Source organism: Rufibacter latericius, from assembly GCF_003721515.1.
GTDB classification, from domain to species: domain Bacteria; phylum Bacteroidota; class Bacteroidia; order Cytophagales; family Hymenobacteraceae; genus Nibribacter; species Nibribacter latericius.
Window position 1 is genome coordinate 999,508 of record NZ_RJJD01000001.1, and the last position, 23,228, is coordinate 1,022,735.

Annotated in this window: 18 protein-coding genes; 4 read left to right on the plus strand and 14 right to left on the minus strand. The window is 52.9% G+C overall.

Features of this window, described 5'->3' with window-relative positions; all coding sequences use genetic code 11:
- Positions 1–38: 38 nt before the first annotated feature.
- From EFB08_RS03845 to EFB08_RS03885, 8 genes are all read right to left on the minus strand, one after another.
- Positions 39–926 carry a hydroxypyruvate isomerase family protein gene (locus EFB08_RS03845; RefSeq protein ID WP_123125549.1) on the minus strand — a complete coding sequence of 296 codons (888 nt, stop codon included), beginning with the start codon at positions 924–926 and terminating at the stop codon, positions 39–41.
- 32 nt (positions 927–958) lie between these two features.
- Positions 959–1,624 carry a 3-keto-disaccharide hydrolase gene (locus EFB08_RS03850; RefSeq protein WP_227006199.1) on the minus strand — a complete coding sequence of 222 codons (666 nt, stop codon included), beginning with the start codon at positions 1,622–1,624 and terminating at the stop codon, positions 959–961.
- Positions 1,625–1,712: 88 nt separating this feature from the next.
- Positions 1,713–2,180 carry a c-type cytochrome gene (locus EFB08_RS03855; protein ID WP_123125551.1) on the minus strand — a complete coding sequence of 156 codons (468 nt, stop codon included), beginning with the start codon at positions 2,178–2,180 and terminating at the stop codon, positions 1,713–1,715.
- A 260-nt stretch (positions 2,181–2,440) separates the two neighbouring features.
- Positions 2,441–3,004, minus strand: coding sequence for a gluconate 2-dehydrogenase subunit 3 family protein (locus tag EFB08_RS03860; RefSeq protein ID WP_123125552.1), 564 nt, complete (start codon positions 3,002–3,004; stop codon positions 2,441–2,443).
- 102 nt (positions 3,005–3,106) lie between these two features.
- Positions 3,107–4,573: a Gfo/Idh/MocA family protein gene (locus tag EFB08_RS03865; RefSeq protein WP_123125553.1), complete on the minus strand. Its 1,467-nt coding sequence runs from the start codon at positions 4,571–4,573 to the stop codon at positions 3,107–3,109.
- 24 nt (positions 4,574–4,597) lie between these two features.
- Positions 4,598–6,277 (minus strand): GMC oxidoreductase, encoded by a 1,680-nt coding sequence (locus EFB08_RS03870; protein WP_123125554.1) that lies wholly within the window; start codon positions 6,275–6,277, stop codon positions 4,598–4,600.
- A gap of 392 nt (positions 6,278–6,669) precedes the next feature.
- On the minus strand, positions 6,670–7,458 hold the full coding sequence (locus EFB08_RS03880; protein ID WP_123125556.1) for a TerC family protein: 789 nt from the start codon (positions 7,456–7,458) through the stop codon (positions 6,670–6,672).
- A 121-nt stretch (positions 7,459–7,579) separates the two neighbouring features.
- Entirely contained in the window at positions 7,580–8,071 is a 492-nt protein-coding gene (locus EFB08_RS03885) for a YajQ family cyclic di-GMP-binding protein (protein ID WP_123125557.1), read from the minus strand.
- A gap of 108 nt (positions 8,072–8,179) precedes the next feature.
- On the opposite strand from EFB08_RS03885, the gene EFB08_RS03890 reads away from it, so the two are divergent.
- From EFB08_RS03890 to tamL, 4 genes are all read left to right on the plus strand, one after another.
- Positions 8,180–8,617: a GNAT family N-acetyltransferase gene (locus EFB08_RS03890; protein ID WP_123125558.1), complete on the plus strand. Its 438-nt coding sequence runs from the start codon at positions 8,180–8,182 to the stop codon at positions 8,615–8,617.
- Positions 8,618–8,707: 90 nt separating this feature from the next.
- Positions 8,708–9,256, plus strand: coding sequence for a lipocalin family protein (locus EFB08_RS03895; RefSeq protein ID WP_123125559.1), 549 nt, complete (start codon positions 8,708–8,710; stop codon positions 9,254–9,256).
- 338 nt (positions 9,257–9,594) lie between these two features.
- Positions 9,595–14,589, plus strand: coding sequence for a translocation/assembly module TamB domain-containing protein (locus EFB08_RS03900; protein ID WP_125077643.1), 4,995 nt, complete (start codon positions 9,595–9,597; stop codon positions 14,587–14,589).
- Positions 14,590–16,938 carry a translocation and assembly module lipoprotein TamL gene (gene tamL, locus EFB08_RS03905; RefSeq protein WP_123125561.1) on the plus strand — a complete coding sequence of 783 codons (2,349 nt, stop codon included), beginning with the start codon at positions 14,590–14,592 and terminating at the stop codon, positions 16,936–16,938.
- Positions 16,939–17,024: 86 nt separating this feature from the next.
- On the opposite strand, the gene EFB08_RS03910 is transcribed toward tamL, so the two are convergent.
- The 6 genes from EFB08_RS03910 to EFB08_RS03935 form a co-directional block, all read right to left on the minus strand.
- On the minus strand, positions 17,025–18,104 hold the full coding sequence (locus tag EFB08_RS03910; RefSeq protein ID WP_123125562.1) for a bifunctional transcriptional activator/DNA repair enzyme AdaA: 1,080 nt from the start codon (positions 18,102–18,104) through the stop codon (positions 17,025–17,027).
- 343 nt (positions 18,105–18,447) lie between these two features.
- Positions 18,448–20,133, minus strand: a complete 1,686-nt coding sequence (asnB, locus tag EFB08_RS03915; RefSeq protein WP_123125563.1) for an asparagine synthase B — start codon at positions 20,131–20,133, stop codon at positions 18,448–18,450.
- Between the two features lie 275 nt (positions 20,134–20,408).
- Positions 20,409–20,834: an ACT domain-containing protein gene (locus EFB08_RS03920; protein WP_227006200.1), complete on the minus strand. Its 426-nt coding sequence runs from the start codon at positions 20,832–20,834 to the stop codon at positions 20,409–20,411.
- A gap of 22 nt (positions 20,835–20,856) precedes the next feature.
- Entirely contained in the window at positions 20,857–21,363 is a 507-nt protein-coding gene (locus EFB08_RS03925; RefSeq protein WP_123125565.1) for a GNAT family N-acetyltransferase, read from the minus strand.
- Positions 21,364–21,448: 85 nt separating this feature from the next.
- Positions 21,449–21,946: a DinB family protein gene (locus tag EFB08_RS03930; protein ID WP_123125566.1), complete on the minus strand. Its 498-nt coding sequence runs from the start codon at positions 21,944–21,946 to the stop codon at positions 21,449–21,451.
- A 96-nt stretch (positions 21,947–22,042) separates the two neighbouring features.
- Positions 22,043–22,912 carry a hypothetical protein gene (locus EFB08_RS03935; protein WP_165864790.1) on the minus strand — a complete coding sequence of 290 codons (870 nt, stop codon included), beginning with the start codon at positions 22,910–22,912 and terminating at the stop codon, positions 22,043–22,045.
- Between the last annotated feature and the right edge of the window lie 316 nt (positions 22,913–23,228).

The following is a 23,228-nucleotide window of genomic DNA, read 5'->3' on the forward strand; positions in this document are numbered from 1 at the left end:
AGTAGGTAAACATTTCGTTTTGTTTGAGAGAAAAGGCCTCAGACATCGCAGATCTGGACGGCTTTTCTCAGGGAAGCTAATTTGTCTTTGGCCTCTGGAATGAATTCCTGCGCCACGAAGCCTTTGAAACCAGTGGCTTTGATGGCTCGCATGATGGCCGGATAATTGAGCTCCTGCGTGTCATCGATCTCGTGCCGGCCCGGAACCCCGGCCGTGTGGTAATGGCCAATGTACTGATGGTTCTCCCGAATGGTCTGAATCACGTTGCCTTCGTCTATCTGCATGTGGTAGATGTCATACAGCAGCTTGAAGTTCTCAGAGCCCAGACGTTTGGCCAACTCAGCGCCCCAGGCGGTTCGGTCACACATATAGTCTTTGTGGTTGACTTTGCTGTTCAGGAGCTCCATCACCAGTACTACCTTGTGCTTCTCGGCTAGCGGAAGCAGTTTTTTAAGCCCTTCCACCGAGTTCTTGAGGCCGGTTTCATCATCCATGCCGTTGCGGTTTCCGCTGAAGCAGATCAGGTTGGTGTAACCGGCTTTGGCCACTAACGGGATCATGTCTGAATAGTTCTTGACCAGCGTGGCGTGGTACTGCGGGTGGTTGAACCCCTCAGTAAGGCTGATCTCCGCACCATTGCACATGGTGGAAATGAGGCCGTGCTTTTTAAGCGTAGGCCAGTCTTTGGGCCCTACCAGGTCAATGCCTTTCAACCCCATTCCCTTGGCTGCCACGCACAGTTCCTCCACTGATAGATCATTGAAGCACCAGCGGCACACCGAGTGGTTGAGGTTTCCTTTCAACTGATAAGCAGTTTCCGTTTTAGGCTCGTTTTGGGCAAAACAGGACAAAGACCCGGTGGCCGTTAAGGCTGCCGTGGTGGCCAAAATCCCTTTTATAGCGTTTCTTCTGTTATTTTCTGGCATAAAACTCAGGTACGAAGGGGAATGCGGGTTTTCTACAGCCGCTTGATCATGATGTTGCGGTACCACACGGCATCGCCGTGGTCCTGCAGCGCAATTTTCCCGGATTTAAACGCCCCAAAACCCGCCATGTCTTTAAACTTGCTGCCGGCTATCATTTTCTTCCAGTTATCGTCCCACAGGGTGGTAGAAACCACTTTTGTCTCGTTTTGGATAATCTCCAGCCGGCCTTTGTTACTGATGATCTCCACCTGGTTCCATTCTCCGGCGGTTTTCACGGTCTCAGGGCTGCTGGCGATGAGGTCATACAGGTCACCGGCGCGGTGCTTGTGGATTTTGGCATCGGGGTGGCCGTTGTTGTCCAGGACCTGTACCTCGGGACCCGTGTTCCAGGTGTTGGGGTACTTGGTGGCATCGTCCTGCACAAACAAGATGATGCCGCTGTTGCCGTTAGTGGCTATTTTCCAGTCCAGCTTCAGATGGAAATTATCAAAGCTTTCCTCCGTCACGATGTCGCCGCCGTCACCGGGTTGCCAGTTTTGTTTATGGGCGGCATCCAGGTGCAGGGTTCCGTTCTCCACAATCCAGGCTTTGCCCACGGTTGTTTTTCCGTAGGTGTGCCACCCAGTAGTAGTCTTGCCATCGAACAAAGGACGGAATTTGGTTTCGGCCGAGAGACCTCCTGATGCATGATTATCCATAACGGTTTGGGAGGGCGAAGACATACAAGCGCCCAAAGCCCCCAAGGCCACAAGCGCAATCATATTCCGGAGGACCATAGCCAATCTCTTATTTTTTTAAGGATAGGATGTACTGGGCCATCTGTTTGGCATCTTCCTGGCTTAGGTTAGGGTGCGGCGTCATCGGGATTTCGCCCCAAACGCCTTTTCCGCCCTGAATGATCTTGCCGGCCAGGTAGTCAGTGTCTTTGTCGTTGTTCTCGTATTTCTCGGCTACTGCTTCGTAAGCCGGGCCTACCAGTTTCTGGTCTATTTTATGGCAACCGGTGCAATCTGACTGGGCAATCAACTTGGCGCCGTTCTCATGCGGATTGGCCCCACCACCTGCGGTACGGTCTGTGCCGATGTTCTGGCTGGTGGTATCGGCGTCTGATTGGCGGTTGGCTGCGCTCATGGCAGCCGAAGAAGCTGAGTCTGCATCGGTGCTGGCTACGGAGCCTTCATTGGTGGTGCCGGAGTTGCTGTTGCAGGCTGCCATGAAAGCGCAGCAGCTCAGAAGGAGAAAAACTTTTTTCATAGTACGTACGCGTAATTCTGGAGGTAAATGGTTAGTAAGGTTTATTGGTTCGTGGGTTATTTTTCAGTTTTGGAAGCCTGCAGGAGCCGTTCGCTTCGGGAGTTAATACCAAGGCAGGGGTCTGTTTCAGGCCCGTTTTCTGAAAAACACCCTAAATATGGCATTTTATCTGGGTTCTCCTTTCTTCTGAGGCGAAACTTACGGGAACACCTTTCAACTCAACGCTCTAGAACCCCTGGAAAACTCTCCTTTGTGGCTTCTTAGGTGGCCCAGGCTTTGTCTCCTTTTTTGTAGGGCATGCATCCGTCAAAACGGCCAGGCACCGGCAAATACCGCAATGCCTGCGTAGCGCCCACCTCTGAGGTAAAATAGCCCAGCATGGTGAGTTCTTTCATCATCCGGAAATAGTGGTTGGGCTCCTCTTCCTTTTTGGTTTTCTGATGGTTCTTCTGCTCGGCATCTAGTTGGTTCAGCAGTTGGGTACGCTCCTGGGCAGTGGCTTTCAGGAACTTCTTCCCGAACTTGTCCTGGCTGGCGTCATCTAGTTGGGAAAGGCCTTTCAGGAAAATTTTCTGGTCCTCTGGCGTGTAGCAATCCTGGACCATGGTAGCCATGAACACCCCAACCTTGGCGGCTTTGGCGCCGGGCGTGCTGGTGGCGGGGATAATGGTCTCCCCTACCTCGTCTAAAAAAGCTACCTGGTCCTGGTCAAACAGCTTGTTCACCTTGGCCGAACTAGAGGTGCAGGACACCAGGAACTCGGCCCCAATCATGGCACCGCCCATGACCCAACCTATGGCAGCAATCGCTTCTCTTCTATTCATATTAAAACCATTTACGGCTTCATTTTCTAAAACCTTGTGTAAACTAATGGCACTTCTTCTACATCCCCTTTTGGAAGGAAACAAAAGACATCGACTTGAAAATCAAACACCCAAGGTCCAGCCGGCGCGGTAGTCGCGTTTCACGAACTGGTTTACCTCGTCAAAGTTGGTGACGCGCATGTTCTGGTTGTCCCAGAGCAGCTTCACGCCCCGGCCAGGATAATCGAACCCGTTGCCGGCGGCATTGGGTTTGCGCACATCCACGCCCCGGATGGCGAGGTTGGCCATGAGCAAGGCCTCGGTGAGCGGGCCCGCGATCTCAAACGGAGAACTCACTTCCATCTTTCCGTAACCAGCCAGACAGGCTTCTACCCACTGGGCGTAATGGCCTTCGGCACCGCCGGGCACCCTGGCTAGTTGGTGCTTTGGTTTTACTTTGTGGGTACGGGAAGTGGGCAGCAGGCGCGGATCTGCGCCGTACGTGCTGCACATCATCTTGCCTTTGGTCCCCACGAAAAGCGTTCCGTTGCCGCCGTCGCCAAACACTTCGTTCGGGCCCAATTCCTCCGGACGCTCGGGCTGAATACCGCCATCCATCCAGTGAAGGGTCACCGGGCCTTTGGTTTTATCAGTCTTGGGGAAAGTCAGGGTTACGTGGCTGGAGGGCGGGCAGCTTTCTGGGAAGTAGCCGCGCTTGAACTCGTCTACATACACGCTGCCTACGCTGGCCTGCACATCAGTAGCGTAGGTTAAATCCAGTACCCTGAACGGGGCTTCAATCAGGTGGCAACCCATGTCGCCTAGGGCGCCGGTACCGTAATCCCACCAGCCGCGCCAATTGAAAGGCACCAGTTTGTTCACGTAGTCTTTATAAGGAGCCGTGCCTAACCAGAGGTCCCAATCCAAGCCCTGAGGCACTTCAGCTTTGGTAGCGGGCCACTGAATGCCTTGTGGCCAAACGGGTCGGTTGGTCCATGAGTAGATGGTGTGCACCTTCCCGATGGCGCCTGAATCATACCATTCGCGCATCTGCCGCACGCCATCGCCGGAGGCGCCCTGGTTGCCCATTTGCGTGACTACCTTGTAGCGCTTGGCGGCATCGGTGAGCATGCGGGCCTCGTAGATGTCATGGGTAAGCGGTTTCTGCACATACACGTGCTTGCCCAATTGCATAGCCGCCATGGTGGTAACGGCGTGGTTATGGTCTGGTGTGGAGACCGAGACGGCGTCAAAGTTATTGGCTTCTTTGTCAAACATCTCGCGCCAGTCTTTGTAGTACTTGGCTTTGGGGAACCGTTGCCGCGAGTTGGCCGCGCGGGTATCGTCTACATCGCAGAGAAAGGCAATATCGGCTTTGCCGCTGTCATAAAAGCTTTTGATGTCACTTTCGCCTTTCCCGCCTACGCCTACGGCAGCTATCCGTAGCCGGTCACTGGGCGCGGTGTAGCCTTTGCCGCCCAACACGTAACGGGGCACAATCATGAACCCGGCCGCGGCCAGGGCACCGGTTTTCAGGAACTGTCTTCTGGTAGAATCTTGTGGGGAAGGCTTTTTTTCTTCTTCGGCCATGATGAGGTTATCTATAGGGGGATTTTAGATGTTCATTTTCTTCAGTTCGCTCACGGCATGGTCCACCGCACGGGCAGTGAGCGCCATGTAAGTAAGCGATGGATTCTGGCAACCGGCAGAGGTCATTGCGGCCCCATCGGTGACGTACACGTTGGGCGCGTCCCAGACCTGGTTGAACTGATTCAGCACCGATGACTTAGGATCACGCCCCATGCGGGCGGTACCCATCTCATGGATTCCCTGGCCCATGGCATAGCCGGCATCATAGGCTTCCACGTTTTTCAGACCGGAGATCTCCAGCATTTCTTTGGCGTCATTGGCCATGTCCTGACGCATTTTGTGCTCGTTTTCCTTAATCTCGCAGGAAATGTCCAGTACCGGGAGGCCCCATTTGTCTTTCTTGTCTTTGGATAGTTTGACCATGTTCTCATGGTACGGCAACGTCTCCCCGAAACCAGTAAGGCCCATGGTCCACGCGCCGGGCTCGGTCATGGCCTCTTTCAACTGTGCCCCGATGCCTAACTCGGCAATTTCCCGGCCCCAATTCGTGCGGCTGGCACTTCCCTGGTACCCGAAACCCCGGATGTAGTCGCGTTTTTCGCCGTTCAGGTTCCGGAACCGTGGAATATAGATGCCGTTTGGCCGGCGGCCATAATAATATTTGTCTTCGTATCCTTCCACGTCGCCTTTAGCCCCAGCCCGGAAATGGTGGTCCATGAGGTTGTGCCCCAACTGACCGCTGCTGCTGCCCAAACCACCTTCCCACACATCGGTCGCCGAGTTCATCAGCACCCAAGTAGAGTTCAGGGTAGACGCATTCAGGAACACCACTTTGGCCAAGTATTCATAGGTTTGGTTGGTTTCGGCATCCAGCACCTCCACGCCTCTGGCTTTCTTCGTGTCCTTGTCATACAGAATCTTGGTCACGATGGAGTACGGCCGAAGGGTTAAGTTACCGGTAGCCATGGCCGCCGGCAGCGTAGAGGATTGGGTACTGAAGTAAGCCCCAAACGGACAACCCAGCCGGCACTTGTTGCGGTACTGGCAATTGGTGCGGTTGTGGTGCGCCGAGGTAAGGTTGGCCGTACGGCCGATGATCAGATGCCGGTTTCCTTTGTAATGGGTCTTGAGGCGGGCGGCCACGTCTTTCTCCACGCAGTTGAGGTCCATAGGCGGCAGAAACTCGCCGTCTGGCAAATGCGGAATGTTGTCTTTGGAACCGCTGATGCCCGCGAACTTCTCCACGTGGCTGTACCAGGGCGCCAGGTCTTTGTAACGGATGGGCCAGTCCACGGCGATGCCGTCTTTGGCGTTGGCTTCAAAATCAAGGTCGCTCAGGCGGTAACTCTGACGGCCCCACATAAGGGAACGGCCTCCTACGTGATAGCCGCGGTACCAGTCAAAGCGCTTGCTTTCTATATAAGGGCTTTCTTTTTCGTTTACCCAATAATCCAGGGTGTCTTCGCTGAGGACGTAGTCGCGTTTGAGCACCGGGTAATTCTCAATCATCTCCTGCGTGCGGCCTCCGCGGTGGGGCAACTCCCAAGGGTGCTTGTTCGCGTTGACGTAATCTTTGACGTGCTCTATGTTTTTGCCTCGCTCCAGCAGAATTGTTTTCAGTCCTTTTTCCGTGAGTTCCTTGGCAGCCCAGCCGCCCGAGATCCCCGATCCAATGACAATGGCATCGTAGGTATTATTAGCCATAAAGAAGGTTGTTTGCTTTGTTTTGGTGTATTGGGTTTGTTTTCGGTGCTTACCGGCGAAATGAGGGAATGACAAGCATTCCAGATTTACCAGCGGCCTTGTTAAAATAGTATTAACAAAAAAGGCATTTAATAATAAAATTTAAATTTCTCAAAAGCAAACATAGCCTTCTTTGTAAGGAAAAAGAGGGGAAAATTGATAAGGAAGGACCTAAAAAGGATAAAAGAAGTAAACCCGGGGTTAAATCTGTTTACCGCCTCTTTTCTGAAAACGAGCCAGAAACAAACCGCTTCGCTTCTGCCACAACAGGTCAAAATCTCCAAAACGCAGAAGCGGAAGCCTGGTGGGGCTCCCGCTTCTGCGTTTTGGGGTAAGAAGTAGTCAGGTCAGGATTATCGCCCTTGCACCGTAATGTCTTCCTCTATGATCTCGCTTTGGCGCAACTGCACCGGATCGGTTTTCTTGCGGAGTTTCATGTTGAGCATTTCCACCACCAAAGAGAAGAACATGGCGAAGTAGATGTAGCCTTTCGGGATGTGGGCGTGCAGGGCTTCTACCACCAGCATCACGCCAATAAGAATCAGGAAAGAAAGGGCCAGCATCTTCACGGTTGGGTGGTCGTTCACGAAATCGCTTACGTATTTGGCGAAGGCCAGCATGATGCCCATGGAGATGATCACGGCCACAATCATCACAATCACGTGGTCTACCAACCCTACGGCCGTTAAGATGGAGTCAAAGGAGAAGACAATGTCTACCATCACAATCTGAATCAGGATCTTGCCCATGGTAGCGGTTCCGCCGGCAGAGCCATGGTGTTCTTCCTCGCCCTCCAGTTTGTTGTGGATCTCAGTGGTACTCTTGGCCAGCAGGAACAAGCCCCCGGCAAACAGAATGATATCGCGCCAGGAAACGGCAAACGGCTCATCCATCCAGAACAGATCCCAAGAGAAAAGCGGTTTGTTCGCGTTGACAATGGCGCTGATGAACATCAACAGGATAATCCGGAACACCAGGGCCAGCATCAGGCCAATGGTACGGCCCCGCGCCTGCTGGGCTTTGGGCAACCGTGACACCACAATAGAGATGAACACAATATTGTCAATTCCCAACACCACCTCCATGAAAGTTAGGGTGAGAAGACTTAGCCAGACGTCTGGGCTAGAAAATACATCAAACATAGTTTTATTGATTCAGATGGTGCGTGTTGGGCAATGGTTAGAGGTTAAACGAAGTCTTTCCGGCTGAGTTAATGTCGCCGGTGACCCAAAACCTATTTTTGGTATAATTACGGAGAGTCGCCTAAGACTTCATGTTCACGAACTGCAGCGGAATACCCAACTCTGCGCGGCGCAACATGGCAATGACATCCTGCAGGTCATCAATCTTTTTGGCGGTCACGCGCACCTGGTCGTCCATGATGGCGGGGGTCACCTTCAGCTTGCTGTCCTTGATGAGTTTCACAATCTTCTTGGCGTCTTCCTTGTCAATGCCGGCGCGAACTTTCACGTCTTTCTTGATCATGGCCCCGCTGGCTACGGCCTCGTTGCTGAAGTCCAGGGCGGTGGCATCAATCTGCTGCTTCACAATCTTGCTCAGGATGATGTCTTCAATCTGGCGCAGGCGCATGTCGTTCTCGGTGGTGATGTGCACCAGGTTGGTTTTCTTGTCCAGTTCCAGACTTCCCTTGGTGTCTTTGAAGTCATAACGGCTCTGGATTTCTTTTTTCACGGTATTGATGGCGTTGTCCAGCGTCTGCGGATCAACCTTGCTCACGATATCAAATGAAGGCATAGTGGATGGGTGAATTAAATGAGGGTATTTATACGGTTTTATTGCCGTATGCCGAACAAAGTTACTAGTTTAGCGAAATTTTACGGAAAAGAGCTTAAAAACGCAGTCATGCAAATTATTCAGCCCTCTACCTTTCACGAGTTTGAGCAGTATTACCGTTTACGTTACGAAATGTTACGCAAGCCCTGGCATCAGCCGGTAGGCAGCGAACGCTCCGAGGATGATGAACAGGCCACGCATTTAATGGCCCTTGACGAGAATACCGGAGAAATCATGGGAGGCTGTCGCGTGCACCTGGAAACCGACCAAGAAGCCCAGCTTCGTTTCCTGGCCGTGGCCCCCAAGTACCAGAACAAACAAATTGGCCGCCGTCTGTTGCAGGCGGTAGAAGAAGAAGCCCGAAGACTTGGCGCCAAGGAACTCATTGTGCAGGCCCGCGAGTACGCCAGAAACTTTTACAAGCGCAACGGGTTTACTGAAGAGTTTCCCACGCACCTGCTCTTCGGAGAAGTGCAGCACTACCAGATGCGCAAGCCCCTCTACTAGAGGCCACAGGTAAAAGCCTTTGCTCCGCTTCCCATCTGTAGACCTGCAGAATCAACGGGGTAGCGGATGCAAACTTTTAACCTGTCTTATATGAGAAAGCCCCTCCTCTTTGCCGGAATTGGCGCCGGACTGCTGGCCCTAGGTGCTTTGTACCTGGCCTTCAAACCCAAACATGCTTTCCTGCCCACAGTTCCTTCGGTTGACCTGCAGCGCTATGCCGGCAAGTGGTACGAGATAGCGCTCATCCCCAACCGTTTTGAGAAAGGCTGCCACTGCACCACCGCCGAGTACGTGCCCAGAGAAGGCTACGTAGAAGTGCGCAACACCTGCCGCAAAGGCAGCGCCAACGGCAAAGACGATGGTGCCCTGGGCAAGGCTTTCCCGGTGGAGGGCAGCAACAACGCCAAGCTGCGTGTGCAGTTCTTCTGGCCCTTTCGGGGTGATTACTGGATTTTGGACCTGGCCCCCGATTACTCCCATGCCCTGGTAGGCTCGCCAGACCGCAAGTTCCTCTGGATCCTAGCCCGCACCCGTCAGCTTGACCCAACCCTCTATTCCCGCCTGGAGCAGAAGGCCCGTAGCCTGGGGTTTGATGAACGCAAGCTCCAGAAAGCCGACCAAAGCTGCGAAGACCGGTAATCCGTTCCGCTTTTCCTGGATTAAAATCTACTTCCGCCGTTTCAGACCTTGGTTGCAGAAAACAGCTCTGAAACGAAGATCCCACACTAATGCTTTTCTTCGTTTGGGCAACTTCTTTGACAAAGAACCTGCCCCTTTCTATCAATGGCTGAAAAGAGCGGGAGTTTTAGGCTTATTTTTCATAAAAAGGCCTAAAAACGGGTTTAATCCTATTCTTTAACAAGACAATATGTAACCACAGCTATATAAGTGGAGTACAAGTAGCATCTCCCAAAACTGCTACTGTATTTATTTTGTCTACGCATACTGTTAAAAAATATACGCTGAAGACACTGGCCGTGCTCCTCTGGATTATTGGCGGGGTCTTGGTATTGGTGGCGCTCCTGTTGATAGCCCTCCAGATACCCAAAGTGCAGGACTTCGCCGCCAGCAAGGCCGAGAACTATCTCCAGAATAAGATAGGCACCGAGGTGCGCATCGGCAAGTTCCGCAGCGATTTCCGGAAAGACATTCTCCTGGAAGGCGTGTACCTGGAAGACCAGAAAGGCGATACGCTCTGGTACTCTGAACGCCTGGCCGCCAACCTGGACATCCTGGGAATCCTGAAGTCGAAGGTGGCGCTCAAATCCCTGGAACTGGAGAACGCCACAGCCCACATCTACCGAACCCTACCCGACAGCGTCTCCAACTTTGACTACATCCTGGATGCCTTCGCTTCGCCCACAGACACCACCGCCACCGACACCACCAGTGCCGGTTTTGCCTATGATATTGGTACCATTGACCTGAAGAACATCTTCTTAACGTACCGCGATGAGGTGAACGGCCAAAACGTGCGCACCCGCATTGGGAACTTCAACATGGAGATGGACGAACTGGACCTCACCAAGGAAATCTACCGCATTGGAGACGTCACGCTGCGCGACACCTATGTAGACATGGTGCAAACCAAGGTGCCGCCCGAAGGCGAGTCTGAGCCCCTGACCATGCAGTTCGGTCTCAAGACGGTGGCGTTAGACCGCGTGAAACTGAAGTACCGCAACGGCGTGGCCAAACAGTACATAGACGTAAACTTGGGCCAGGCCCGCATGGCCTCTGAGAAGATTGACCTCATCAACTCGCGCATCGACCTGAGCAACCTGGAACTGCACAACAGTACTCTCGCTTACTCCCAGAATGCCGAAATGCCTGCCGAGTACCGCGTGGTAGACCCGGCGGAGGCGCTGGAAGCCATTGAGGAAGCCGTTTCCAAAACCACCGGTGAGCCGGTGAACTGGGTGTTTACCCTGGACAAACTAAACGTGACCGAGGTGGACGCCGCCTTTGACAACTATGACGCGCCCAAGCAGGCCCGGGGCATGGACTACAACCACCTGCTAGCCCGCAACCTGAACATCCAACTTAACGACCTTTACTACAGCACCAACCGCACCACCGCCCAACTGGAGCAACTGACGTTCCAGGAGAAAAGCGGCTTTGAGGTAAAGCAATTCACCGCCGGAATTCTGTTCGACTCCGTTCAGACCGAGTTATCAAATTTGGAGCTGGAAACCGGCCACAGCCGCATCGCGCGCCGCCTCAAAGTGGGCTATCCTTCCCTGGAAACCGCTGCTGATGACCTGAGCAAACTGACGTTATCCGCCGATTTGCAGAACACCTACATCGGGTTCCGGGACATTGCTTTGCTGCAGCCATCGTTGGTGAATCAGCCGCCGCTGGCGGGTAACCTGAGCCAGACCGTGCGCCTGAGCGGTGTGGTGAACGGCCGCATGGACAATCTGCTGCTGAGCAACGTGCGCGTGAGCGGCTGGCGCAATACCGAACTGGCTCTGAACGGCAGAATCAGGGGCTTGCCTAATCCAGATAACCTGGCGGCCAACCTGCAGATAAACCGTTTCCATACCACCGCCACCGATGTGGAATCGCTGCTGCCCGCAGGCACGTTACCAGCCAATATCACCCTGCCACCGTCCATGGATGTGCAGGGCTCCTTCAGCGGTACCATGACTGCCTTTGATGTAGACGCCACCATCAGAACCACCTTCGGGAACGCCATTGCTAAGATTGACATGACACCGGGCAGAACTGCCGGACAGGAACGCATCAAAGGCAATGTGCGCCTCATGCGCTTTGACTTGGGCCGCCTGATGAACGATAAAACGTTAGGACGTGCTTCTTTGGTCGCGAACATCAACGGTACTGGCATCACGCCTGAGACCATGGTTGCCAAGATTGACGGAACCGTTCAGGGCTTTGAATACGGCGGCTACAACTACCATGACCTGAATTTCGATGTAGATGCCAACCGCAACCGCTACGCCATCAAAGCCAATAGCACCAAGGACCAGAACCTGGATTTTGCGCTGAACGGAACCGTGAACCTTCGGGGCGCGCAACCAGCCATCGCCATGAACGCGAACCTGCGGGCCGTTGACTTCCAAGCCCTGAAACTGTATTCCGAAGACCTCCGGTTGCGCGGTGACATCATCGCTGATTTACGCGGCGGCGATGCCAACAGCCTCAACGGCTCCATCATCGCCCGCAATACCGCTCTTACCAGCAACAACCGTCCCCTCCAATTTGACTCGCTGGCCGTGTATCTGACGCAGCAGACCAACAAAACTGAGCTACGTGTCTTGTCTGATGTCATTACCGCCAACCTGAACGGGAACATTGGTTTAGGAGACATCGGACCGGAACTGATGAACCATATCAGCCGGTACTATGACTTAGGCAACGGTGGCTACAAACCCAGTTCCAGGGCCAGACAGTTCAGCTTTAACATGGCGCTGCACAAACCACGCGTGTTCCAGGCCTTCGTGCCCGGCCTTACCCGCCTGAGTTTAGATACGCTTTATGGGAACTATAACAGCCAAACCGCCAATCTACAGATGGTGGCCAGTGTGCCCCGCGTAAGGTACACCGGCATGCGGTTAGACTCTATATCCCTGAACATTTCATCAGACCCCAACCAGTTGAACTACAACGTACGGGCAGAGCGCATTCGCCAAGACACTACATTCCGGGTGAACAACATTGTGCTGGGCGGGAATGTACAGGACAACACCGTTGCCCTGCGCGCGGCAAATCAAAGCAGAGCCGGAGAGGAAGAATCGGCCATTGGCGTATTGCTTCGGCAGATTACGAACGGGTTTGAGGTGAACGTAGCCCCAGATTTGCTCATTAACCGCGATGCCTGGACCGTAGGGCCAAATAATTTTGTGCGGTACTACACCAACAATGGGGCCGTAGTGGCGAACAATCTCCGCTTATCCAATGGCCCCATGGCCATTGCACTGCAAAGCCAGAACCCAAAGGCCCAGAACTCCCCCCTCGATGTCAACCTCACCAATGTAGACTTGGGCTATCTGGCCCGCGCTATTCTGCAGGAAGATAGTTTGGTGGCCGGTACCCTGAACGGGAAGGCTACCGTCAATGACATCTCAGGGAACATGAGCTTTACCGCAGACATGGCCCTCACTGGTCTGGAATACGAGACATTCCCAGTAGGTGACCTCACGCTGCAGGCCAGCAACCCTACCGCCAACCGCTACAACATGACCGCCCGCCTTTCCGGCTACGGTAACAACGTGACCCTGGCAGGTTATTACCTGACTACAGAAGGCAAACCGATGTCCTTTGATTTGGATTTAGGTCAATTGAACCTGGCCAGCCTTCAGCCCTTTACCCAGGGTATGGTTAAAAACCTGGGAGGTAATTTAGCGGGCGATATAGCCATCAGAGGCACCCTGGAAGACCCAGACATTGTGGGCGACCTGCAGTTTAGAGAGGCTACCTTCAACCTGGCCATGCTCAATTCCACGTTCCGGGTACCAGATGAGCGTCTGAGCGTGAACAATGAAGGCATTCAGTTTAACGACTTTGTTATGCTGGATTCCCTGAACAACCGCGCCACTGTGAACGGAGCGATCCTTACCTCCAACTTCACTGATTACCGGTTTGATTTACGCGCCGTAACGGATGACTTCATGGTCATGAACAGCACCGCCGCCGACAACGAACTGTACTACGGCCGTGTGTTCCTGGACAGCGACACCCGCATCACCGGAGACCTGAACGTGCCGGTCATCAACACCAACGTGACAGTAGCACCTAACTCTAATCTCACCTATGTGATGCCGCAGGAAGAAGCAGGCGTGAACCGCGAGGGCATTGTGGTCTTTATTGACCCAGACAGCACCCGCAACCGTCGCATCAACCGTCAAAAGCAGATAGATACGGTAGAGGCCGAGGTCACAGGAATTGAAATGACCATGACCCTGAACCTCACCGATGAAACGCCCATCACCGTGATTGTAGACCCAGAGTCGGGCGATAACCTAACCATCAGGGGCGAGGCAAACTTGAATGTAGGCTATGATGTAACTGAAAATATCACGTTGTCGGGCCGCTATGATGTCACCGAAGGCCTTTACTCCATGAACCTGTATGAACTGGTGAAACGTGAGTTTGCGTTTGACCCCGCCAGCTACATTGTCTGGACCGGTGACATGATGGACGCCGATGCCAATATCACGGCCATCTATAACGTAGACGCCGCTCCGCTGGAACTTATCCAGAGCCAGACCGCCGGGGTAGATGCCGGAAGCGCCGGTCAATTCCGCAACAAACTGCCGTTTGATGTTCGCCTGAATATGGAAGGCGAGCTCATGAACCCAGCTATCTCCTTTAATATTGAATTGGATGAGAAAGCCAAAGGAGGCATGGTGGAAGAAGTACGTGCCCGCCTGGACCAGCTAAGCCAACCAACTCAGGAATCTGAGCGCACCAAACAGGTCTTCTCCCTACTGGTACTTGGCCGGTTCATGGCGCAGGATCCATTGGCGTCTTCGGGCGGAGGTGGCATCAACAGTGCCCTGCGCGGTAGTGCTAGCAAAGTACTCTCTGACCAACTCAATAACTTGACTGGCCAGTACCTGGGAGGGCTGGGAATTGAACTGGGCCTGAACTCCTATGATGATTACTCCTCCGGCGATGCTCAGAGCCGCACAGACCTGAACGTAGCCATGCAGCGCCAACTCCTCAATGACCGCCTGACCGTAAGCTTCGGGACAGACATTCCGTTGGGCGGCGGCAATGACCAGGGCAATTCTGGTAACGCGGGAAACAGCGGCGGAAATGCCTTTGCGGGAGACGTATCAGTGGAATACTCGGTGACCAAAGACGGGCGGCTGCGGCTGCGGGCTTTCCGGAACAATTCCTATGAAGGTTTCCTGGACGGGCAGTTGCAACGGACTGGTGTTTCCCTGCTTTTCGTGCGTGAATATGACAGCCTCGCAGAACTCTTTAGAAATACTGGCAAAGCTAAATAAATGACATCGCTTTATAGACACGTGATCTTCTCTACCCTCTCCCTTTCCAGGGCCCTTTCCTTGCTGTTTCTGCTGGCTTTTTTGGCGGGCTGCAGCAGCACCAAAAGCGTACCCCAAGGGGACTACCTCTACATTGGCGGTGACATCAAGGTTTCTTCTCCTTATCCTGAGACGAACACCAAAGCCCTGGAACCGGAACTGAACGCCGCCATCCGGCCGCAACCTAATACCTCCTTCCTGGGCATGCGGCCCAAGCTTTGGATTTACAACGCCATGGGCGGAAACCGTGAACGCAAGGGCATTGCCAATTGGATTAAAACCCGCCTGGGAGAGCCGCCGGTGCTGTTAAGCGAGGCGCACCCAGACCGCGTGAAAGGGGCCATGATCAACCGTTTGTACAACAACGGGTATTTCTCCCCCTCCTTGGAACACACCGTAGACACCACCAGCAAGCGCAAGATGGCTCAGGTGCATTATGCCGCCACGGTGGGCAAGCAATACATCATTCAACAGATCCAGTTTCCGCAGGGGAACGACAGCGTTTCCATTGCCATTCGGGAAACAGAGCCCCAAAGCTTGTTGAAGGTGAATGACCCGTACAACCTGGAGAAACTTATTGCCGAGCGCCTGCGGGTGAACGAAATCCTGAAAGAGAAAGGCTTCTTCTTTTTTGACGAAAGCTATCTGATTTACCACGTAGACAGTACCCAGAACAACAAGGTCAACATCTTTGTGCGCTTGAAGGACACGGCTCCTACCAAGGCCCTGATCCCGTACCGCTACCAGCAGGTAAGCATCTACACTGATTTCTCTTTGGGTGACTCCATAGGTGACAGTGAGGCCCCGGTACAATTCAAAGACTACAAGTACTACCCAGACGAAGAAACCTTCAAGGCGAAAACCATTCTGAATGCGGTTTTCGTGGAAAACGGCGACCTCTACAGCCGCAAACGCCACCTTCAGACCGTGAACCGCCTTATGGATTTGGGCACGTTCAAGTTTGCCGAGGTGCGGTTCACGCCCCTGGATTCTATCGGGTTGGATGGCCGTATCAATGCCGATATCCTCCTAACCCAAGCCAAGAAAAAATCGGTTAGGGCTGAGGTGCAGACGGTGCAGAAATCCAACGGGTACGCAGGGCCGGGTATTACGGTCAGTTTCCGAAACCGGAATGCCTTGCGCGGTGCCGAGCTGCTGCTCATTAACCTGGTAGGATCTTTTGAATCGCAGATTAGCGGTGACAGTGCGCGCTCGGGCCTTACGTCCATGGAGGTAGGAGCCGATGCTGAGATGCATGTGCCCCGTATCATTTCACCGTTCAACATCAGGATCGCCAGCAGTATGTACCAGCCCAGAACGCGGTTTGCGCTGGGTTTCCGGTTCATCAACCGGCAGGAATTCTTTCAGCAGAACTCCTTCAATTTTGAGTACGGGTACTCCTGGCGGCAATACGCCACCACTGAGTTCCAGATCAACCCCGTGCAGGTGCAGTACGCAAGGCTCATCAATCCTACGCCAGCTTTTCAGCAGGAATTGGCAGAACGTCCGTTCTTGGCGCGGGCTTTTGACCAGCAGTTGATCATTGGCGGTAATTACCGGTTGGTGTACAATACGCTGGGCGTTGAAGGGCGCAGCCACCAGTTCTACATCAGCCCGGGGCTAGATTTCTCGGGTGGTTTGTGGGGGCTCTTTTACCGGGTGAAAAACAAACGCCCCGCTGATCCGGAGTTCCCGAACACCTTCCGGGGACAGGCGCTTTCGCAGTACGCCAAGTTTGACCTGGAAACCCGTTACTACTTCAACATCACTGATAAACTGGTGCTGGCTACCCGCTTTCTGGGTGGCTATGGTCTCCCCTACGGTAACTCCAACGTGCTTCCTTACATCAAACAGTACGGCATTGGGGGCCCTAACAGCATCAGGGCATTTCCGGCCCGCAGTTTAGGCCCAGGCCTCTACAATCCACGAGCCTTGCAGGAACCCGGCAACGAAGTCTCCCAAAGCTTCTCCTATTTTGACCAAACCGGCGATATCCGACTGGAGGGGAATGCCGAGTTCCGGTTCCCGTTGATGGACCCGTACCTGAAAGGCGCGGTCTTTGTGGATGCCGGTAATATCTGGCTCGTAAGCGAAGACCCCACTCGCCCGGGCGGTAAGTTCAGCGGGGACTTTATGAGCCAACTGGCCGTGGGCGCCGGTGCCGGCGTGCGGATAGATGTGCAGTTCTTCGTGATACGCGTAGACCTGGCGTACCCGCTCCGCGACCCTACGTACCCCAACGGCGGAAGGCCGAAATCAGGTCTCTTCGGGACGGGTGTGCTGAACCTGGCCATCGGTTATCCGTTCTAAAAATCTCACCTTATGGAATCGCCCCGTTTAAGGCTTGTTTTTGGAAAACAGGTCCTAAACGGGGCGATTTCTTTTAGGTTGGGCGACTATATCTGAGGAGTTCCTTCTAAAGCCCGGGCGTTTTTACGTTCATGTTCAATCAGCCACTTCTTTCTTTCTAAACCGCCGCCGTAGCCAGTCAACTGGTTGTTCTTGCCAATGACACGGTGACAGGGTATCACGATGGAGATACGGTTATGACCGTTGGCCGAAGCTACGGCGCGCACGGCTTTGGGCAGGGCCAGTTTCTCGGCCTGGCTTTGGTAAGAGGAAGTAGCCCCGTAGGGAATCTCGTGGAGAACGCGCCAGACCTTTTGCTGAAACTCGGTGCCGGGCGTGTGCAGGGGCACGGTGAACGTTTTCCGGGTGCCGTTGAAATACTCGGCTACTTCGGTTTTAAGCTGAATCAAGTGTTCGTTCTCGCCGGTCAGGATGGTGGCATTGAGTCTTTTCTGCAGGTCACGGAATTCGGTCTCCAGCATCCTTCTATCGGTGAACTCCAGGAGGCAAACGCCCTGGGAAGTAGCGCAGGCGTACATAGGCCCCAAAGGCGTGGTAATCCGGGTGATGAGAATAATGGTTTTGTCTTGGCTGTCTTCGGGTGCGTTTCCCATCATTTTCTTGAAAGTGTACCCAAAACCGCTCAACGACTCATAACCCGAGTCAAAGGCCGAGGCAGTCACGCTTTTCCCGGTTTTCAGTTCTTCGAAGGCTGTGTTGATCCTGATCATGCGTTGATAGGCCTGAAAGGTGATTCCGTGGTGTTTCTTAAACCATCTTCTAATTTTCTCGGGGGCTAAGCCGCGTTGCCTGAACTGGAAATCTGAGACTTTCTGCTGCGGGTTTTCCTTCACCAGTTGCATGGCTTCCAGTACTTCCTGGGGTGGCTGATGGGCGTGCTCGGTGGGTTTGCAGACTTTACAGGGACGGTAGCCGTTTTGCAGCAGTTCTTTGGCCTCAGTATAGAATTCTACGTTTTCGGGTTTGGGTTTACGGGCCCGGCAGGTGGCAATACAGAAGATGCCGGTGGTCTTGACGCCCACATAGAAGATCCCGATGAACTGCTCATCTTTCCGGACCAGCGCCTGGTAGTATTTCTCTACGTCTTTTCTGTTGGTGACCAGCATGGTGTACAAAATAAGTTGAACGTTTTCTTCTCTGTTAGCCCATCGGCTCGCGAGCCCTGGAGAACCAAGGTAAGCAGCGCGAAGCTGGGCTTTTTCTTCAAAGGAAGCGCAACAAGCGAAGGCCCGCAACCGAAAAATAGACAAGTATTTTTTACCTGCCAGAACTCAGTTTTCACAACTTTCTGTTCACCCAGGGCTAAAGTTGCAAATCTCTACACACCGCCCATTTCACCTGACTTGGCTGTTCATTTGCCTAATCTCCCTACTTCTTATAAAACGAAGCCCCACCTGCTTTCTGCGCAAGTGGGGCTTCGTTTTGAACCTGATTTTACGAAAACAGGCCTTATTCGGCGAGCTGGGTTTTCTGGTAGGCATCGGCGTGCACGTTGGCCACGGCCCGGCCCGAAGGATCGTTCATGTTCTTGAAAGAGGCATCCCACTCCAGCGCGATAGGCGTACTGCAGGCCACGGATGGCACCGAGGGTACCGACAGCGCGGCGGCATCGCTTGGGAAGTGCTTGGAGAAGATGGACCGGTAGTAGAATTCCTCTTTGCTGGCCGGTGGCTGAATGGGGAAATGAACGCTGGCATTAGCCAGTTGCTCATCACTCACCTTGTGGTTCACCATTTCCTTGAGGGTATCAATCCAGTTGTAGCCTACGCCGTCTGAGAACTGCTCTTTCTGGCGCCAGGCCACGCTGGCGGGCAGGTAATCTTCAAAAGCCTTACGCAGCACCCATTTCTCCATGCGTTCGCCGTTGATCATTTTGTCCTGCGGGTTGATGCGCATGGCCACGTCCATGAACTCCTTGTCCAGGAACGGCACGCGTCCTTCAATGCCCCAGGCGCAGAGTGATTTGTTGGCGCGCAGGCAGTCATACATGTGCAGCTTGTCTAGTTTCCGGACGGTTTCCTCGTGGAATTCCTTGGCGTTAGGCGCTTTGTGGAAGTACAGATATCCCCCGAAAATCTCATCGGAACCCTCGCCGGAAAGCACCATTTTGATGCCCATGGACTTAATGGCCCGGGCCATCAGGTACATGGGCGTGGAGGCCCGTACGGTGGTCACGTCATAGGTCTCCAGGTGGTAAATCACGTCTTTGATGGCGTCTATCCCTTCCTGGATGGTGAACTTGATCTCATGGTGTACCGTGCCCAGGTGATCGGCTACGATGCGGGCAGCAGCCAGGTCCGGGGAGCCTTCCAGCCCGATGGCAAACGAGTGCAGTTGCGGCCACCAGGCGGCTTCCTGGTCATTGCTTTCAATCCGCCGCTCGGCGTATTTCTTAGCGATGGCCGAGGTGATGGAAGAATCCAACCCGCCGGAAAGCAGTACGCCGTAGGGCACATCGCTCATGAGCTGGCGGTGCACGGCGGCTTCCAGGGCTTCGCGCAGGGCCTGGATGTCTGTTTCGTTTTGAGCTACGTTCTTGTACTCCTTCCAATCGCGGTCATACCATTTCTGGAAACCATCTTCCTGGCTGGAGAGGTAATGGCCCGGCGGGAACAGCTCTATTCTTGCACACTTGCCTTCCAGCGCCTTCAGTTCTGAGGCCACGTAGAACGTGCCGTTGGCATCCCACCCGATGTAGAGCGGAATAATGCCCATGTGGTCGCGGGCAATGAGGTAGGCATCGTTCTCCGCATCATAGAGGGCAAACCCGAAAATACCGTTCAGGTCATCTAAGAATTGGTTGCCTTTTTCTTTATAGAGGGCCAGAATGACTTCACAGTCAGACTTGGTCTGGAAATTATAGTCAATGGTGAGCCGATTTCTGAGCTCCAGGTGGTTGTAGATTTCCCCGTTGGCGGCTAGCACCAGGTTACCATCTTCACTGAACAAAGGCTGCTTACCCGAGGTTGGGTCAACAATAGCCAGACGCTCATGCGCCAGGATGGCATTCTCATTACTGTAGATGCCGCTCCAGTCCGGACCACGGTGCCGGATGCATTTGGCCATTTCCAGTAGTTGGGGCCGTAAAGTTTCAGATGATTCTTTTAGATCGAAGGCACAAACAATTCCACACACAATACTTGAATTTAAATTTACGATTATCAAATATCGTATGTTTTATCTAAAACGTTACTACAATTCGCAATAATTTTTACAATTCAATACAAATTGTTTAACCATTTAACCCTTTGGTTGAATACTTGAATTTACCTCTAGCACTTCTACAACGTCATCTGAAGGTGCAAACGAGGCACAAAAAAGCCGCAGATTTCAAAACCATGCGGCTAAACCATGAAAACAAAGGTTTTTAGGGAGCGATCTGTTTTGGGGCAGTTTTTGTGAAAAGAGGCTCATTTCTCAGGCATTTGGGAAAGCTGCGCCAAGACCTGCATTGCTTTCTGGGCGTGTTGTCGGTTTACAAAGATATGGTCATGGTAATAGGCGGCCACCACGTTGCAACTGATGCCTTCCTGCGCCAGGGCTTTAGAAAAAGCAGCGGTTAAACCTACCGCCTTCAGAGACGAATGCACGGTTAAGGTAATCCAGGCAGCGATAAAGGAATAAGGCAGATTCAGGCGGTCGGCGGTTTCCTTCCTGAGGATGACGGTGGTGCCTTCCTCTTCCCGGAAGAACATGAGGGCCTCGGAGAAGTTAACCTGTGCGAGATCCTTTACTACGCAAAAGACATACTCACCTGGGTTTAGCTTCGGGTGTAAGGTCCTCAGCATTTTATCTACATCTGTTTCGCCGGTCATTTCCTGATTTTCAATTATCAAAAACTAAAGGGTAAGGCCTGGCCTAGTTACTGAACAGCAGCAACTCTTCCTTGCTTTTGGGTAAAAGGGTGGTCTTGCTAAACTTTAACCCTACTTTCTCTAAAAGACGGATTGATTTTGTGTTGTCTGGGGCAGTAATGGCCAGAACCTTGGGAATATGCAGGTGGGTAGTGGCGTACTCCATCACTTCGCTAGCAATTTCATACGCGTACCCTTGCCCGTTGAAATCTGGAAGGAAAGCAAATCCCAGATCTGGGTGCTCTAAGCCATCCCTGTTCACCAAGCCACACATGCCAATGGCGCGTTGGTCTTCTTTCCGCTCTACCAGAGACAACCCGTATCCATGCTGCTGATAGCTTTTCATGGGTCCGTTCTGCAGATAGAACTTGGCTTGCTCTGGGGTCTTTACGTTTCGGTCACCAATGAACTGCAACCACCCGGGACTGTTCATCAGGGTAATAATGAAATCCGCGTCTTGGAGGGTAAACTCCCGAAGCCTAAGTCTTTCCGTTTCCAGGATGGTTTTCATAAAGTGATGCTAAAATAGGAATACTTCTCGCCTGGTCTGTTGGCCGTTGATGGTTAGCCCCAATGCTTCTGGTAGTGTCTGCCAATTAAGACGCACCCTGGGCCGCTCCCGTTTCCGCCGGCTGCGACAGCAGCTTTTTGAGAAGCACCATCTGCCCTAAATGGTAATGCGCATGTTCAATCACCCCCTGGATGTTTCGGTAATAGCTCCCGTATTTTTCCTCCACGAAGGTTTCCCAGAGCTTACTTTCCGGCAACTGCTCTACCAGTTGGGCAAGGTTTTCGGCATCGGTCCAGGATTCTTTCAGCAATTCTTCCCAAGCCTCCTGTGAGTGGATGGCTGGATGGTTGAAACTGTTGGCGTCTTTGGCGTTTAGGGGTTCTCCCTTCAATACCCGCAACACCGCCCTTACATAGTAATTGGTATGGTACACCAAGGCCGCAATGGTGTTTAAGGAGCCGACTTTGGCAGTAGCCTGCTGCCAGGTTACATCCGCGACATGTTCCCTTATGGTGGAGTCAGTCCAATTCTCCCCGAAATGAACTTCTCTTAAGTGCCTGGCAAGTTGCTGTGGAAGATTCATAGGTTTTGGGTTTAAGGTTGGGTTTATTGGTAATGTTAAGGCTGAAGGATAATGTTTGGGGCATGAGGCGTGCAAGGCCGTGTGCCGAGGCTGCTTTTACACCTTATTGGCTGCTTTTATTTGATAGGTTTCACTTCTTTGTTTGATTATCTCCAGGATATTCTCCTGGAGATCCCGCATGATCAGCTTACTCCAAAGACCGCTGTAAAAGTTGAACCTGGTAGAAAGCCTGAACTGCGAAGATAGATGAAGGACAATCTGGTCAGGGTTCATCTTCTCAATCTCATACCTGCCTTCCAGAACATCGAAATACTTCCCTCCTACTAGAACGTGCTCGTCCAATGCCTTGGGTGGGATGGAATTCGGGTCTGCCTCGATACTGAAGGCCAAAATCCGTTGAACCTCCACCTGGGTCACCCTTTCGGTGAAGAACAGTCCCCTGGCGAAGATGGCCTTCCTTATCCCACCCACGGCAACCGTGTCCAGCTCCGCCTCGATCGGCCGTGGGAAACCCATGAACTGGAAGAGGGAGCCGTTGTTCTCGGTCTCTGAGATTCTGCTTACCCGTGTGATGTTATCCCACACTGCCTGCTCCCCCGCATTGATGACGATGGTGGTGTGTTCGGTGAATATCCTTTCGGTCTGACCAAAATGGTTCTCCAAGGGAGCCAGCGCAAAAGGCAGGATAAGCCACAGGGAGACATGTGCCTTGCTTCGGTTCCTCTCGAAGAAATGAACCCCTATAAGCCCGCCAAGGAGCGCCATGAACAGAAAGACGGGCAAAGCCATCAAGGCGCAGATAATACCCTCCTTCTCCGAAAGGACGGAGATTCCAACCAAGCCGACTACCGCATAGAATGGCATCGTTACCGCCGCGATCTTCCTTGAGCTGGTGACGGTGTCCTGGTGGTAGGCGGTAATCAACCCAATCACGAAGGGCACCAGGAAAATGAAAGACATGGTCATAAGCCCGTAGGTCTGAAACAATGGTTCCCCTCCGTCCCAGGGGTACCTGAAGTCCTCCAAGGCGAATACCGCCCTTGACGCAAGGCCATAGGCGATTCCGTAGAAAAGGCCCTTCCAGTTTACTTTGCTTTTCAATTTCTAAATAAATCTGAAGGTATTGAAATGATTAAAGATACCGCCAACGTACTTGTGTAAACGACGGCAAAGGCCGTCGGCCGTAGCATGACTTTTACACAATCCTATGTTTGCAAAAACTAATTAACTTGTATAAAAGAGAAGAAAGGAAGGAACAAGATTCATTATACAATAAGGCCCT

Excerpts from the sequence above, each read along its gene's own strand:
- EFB08_RS03845 (WP_123125549.1), bottom strand. The coding sequence starts at position 926 with ATGCCAGAAAATAACAGAAGAAACGCTATAAAAGGGATTTTGGCCACC.
- EFB08_RS03850 (WP_227006199.1), bottom strand. The coding sequence starts at position 1,624 with ATGGATAATCATGCATCAGGAGGTCTCTCGGCCGAAACCAAATTCCGT.
- EFB08_RS03855 (WP_123125551.1), bottom strand. The coding sequence starts at position 2,180 with ATGAAAAAAGTTTTTCTCCTTCTGAGCTGCTGCGCTTTCATGGCAGCC.
- EFB08_RS03860 (WP_123125552.1), bottom strand. The coding sequence starts at position 3,004 with ATGAATAGAAGAGAAGCGATTGCTGCCATAGGTTGGGTCATGGGCGGT.
- EFB08_RS03865 (WP_123125553.1), bottom strand. The coding sequence starts at position 4,573 with ATGGCCGAAGAAGAAAAAAAGCCTTCCCCACAAGATTCTACCAGAAGA.
- EFB08_RS03870 (WP_123125554.1), bottom strand. The coding sequence starts at position 6,277 with ATGGCTAATAATACCTACGATGCCATTGTCATTGGATCGGGGATCTCG.
- EFB08_RS03880 (WP_123125556.1), bottom strand. The coding sequence starts at position 7,458 with ATGTTTGATGTATTTTCTAGCCCAGACGTCTGGCTAAGTCTTCTCACC.
- EFB08_RS03885 (WP_123125557.1), bottom strand. The coding sequence starts at position 8,071 with ATGCCTTCATTTGATATCGTGAGCAAGGTTGATCCGCAGACGCTGGAC.
- EFB08_RS03890 (WP_123125558.1), top strand. The coding sequence starts at position 8,180 with ATGCAAATTATTCAGCCCTCTACCTTTCACGAGTTTGAGCAGTATTAC.
- EFB08_RS03895 (WP_123125559.1), top strand. The coding sequence starts at position 8,708 with ATGAGAAAGCCCCTCCTCTTTGCCGGAATTGGCGCCGGACTGCTGGCC.
- tamL (WP_123125561.1), top strand. The coding sequence starts at position 14,590 with ATGACATCGCTTTATAGACACGTGATCTTCTCTACCCTCTCCCTTTCC.
- EFB08_RS03910 (WP_123125562.1), bottom strand. The coding sequence starts at position 18,104 with ATGCTGGTCACCAACAGAAAAGACGTAGAGAAATACTACCAGGCGCTG.
- EFB08_RS03925 (WP_123125565.1), bottom strand. The coding sequence starts at position 21,363 with ATGAAAACCATCCTGGAAACGGAAAGACTTAGGCTTCGGGAGTTTACC.
- EFB08_RS03930 (WP_123125566.1), bottom strand. The coding sequence starts at position 21,946 with ATGAATCTTCCACAGCAACTTGCCAGGCACTTAAGAGAAGTTCATTTC.
- EFB08_RS03935 (WP_165864790.1), bottom strand. The coding sequence starts at position 22,912 with ATGACCATGTCTTTCATTTTCCTGGTGCCCTTCGTGATTGGGTTGATT.